Annotated in this window: 2 pseudogenes; one reads left to right on the top strand and one right to left on the bottom strand. The window is 68.6% G+C overall.

The window, feature by feature from the left end:
* Positions 1 to 86: 86 nt before the first annotated feature.
* Positions 87 to 437 (top strand): annotated as a pseudogene (locus JMF90_RS38830) (MFS transporter); the annotation flags it as partial.
* Between the two features lie 104 nt (positions 438 to 541).
* Here JMF90_RS38830 and JMF90_RS38825 read toward each other — a convergent pair.
* Positions 542 to 859, bottom strand: a pseudogene (locus JMF90_RS38825) (histone deacetylase family protein); the annotation flags it as partial.

Here is an 859-nt window from a genome sequence, read left to right as displayed (position 1 = left end):
CGCCGCACCGGTATCGCGGGATATCGGAATGTGTTGATGGAGCCGGACGCAGGTCGTATAACTTCGTATAATGTATGCTATACGAAGTTATTACGATCGCGACCATGGCCGCGTTCCCGCTGCTCGCCACCACCCATGCGGGCGCCGGCGTTACGCTGCTGGTCTGGGGGATCGCGACGTTCGCGGTCGTGCCGCCGCTGCAGATGCGCGTGATGCGCGCGGCCCATGAAGCGCCGGGCCTTGCATCGGCCGTCAACATCGGCGCGTTCAACCTCGGCAACGCGGTGGGCGCCGCCGCCGGTGGTGCGGCGATCTCGGCGGGGTTCGGCTACGCGGCGGTGCCGCTCGTCGGCGCGCTGATCGCCGCTGCCGGGCTCGCACTCGTGATGCTGCAGGTCACGCAGCGCCGCCGCTCGCCGGCCGCCGCGAACTCGTAAGCACGAGCACGTCCGGACTGCCGGGAACCTTCCGCTCGCTTTTTTACGGCCGCACCATGCGGCCGTTGTTATTTCCGGCGTGCGGCCCGGTTCCGACGGCTCGGTCAGCGCCCGGCCGCAAACCCGCCGAAAAACGCGCGTGCGTTCGCCTCGAGACTCGCGAGGTGATAACCGCCCTCCTGCACGATCACCGTCGGCAAGCCGAGCGCGCCGATCGCACCGCCGAGCCGGCCGAACCCGTCGGTCGTGACGGCAACCTGCGATTGCGGATCGTCCTTGTAGATGTCGAAACCGAGCGCGAGCACGAGCGCATCGGGCTGGAACCGCGCGAGTGCACGCAACGCGTCGTCGAGCCGCTCGAAGAATGCCGACTCCGGCGCGCCGTGCGGCATCGGCAGGTTGAGGTTGAAGCCGTCGCCGGC

It is taken from the genome of Burkholderia sp. E168m23, assembly GCF_016586125.1.
GTDB classification, from domain to species: domain Bacteria; phylum Pseudomonadota; class Gammaproteobacteria; order Burkholderiales; family Burkholderiaceae; genus Burkholderia; species Burkholderia orbicola.
This window is presented reverse-complemented; position numbering and strand designations above follow the sequence as displayed.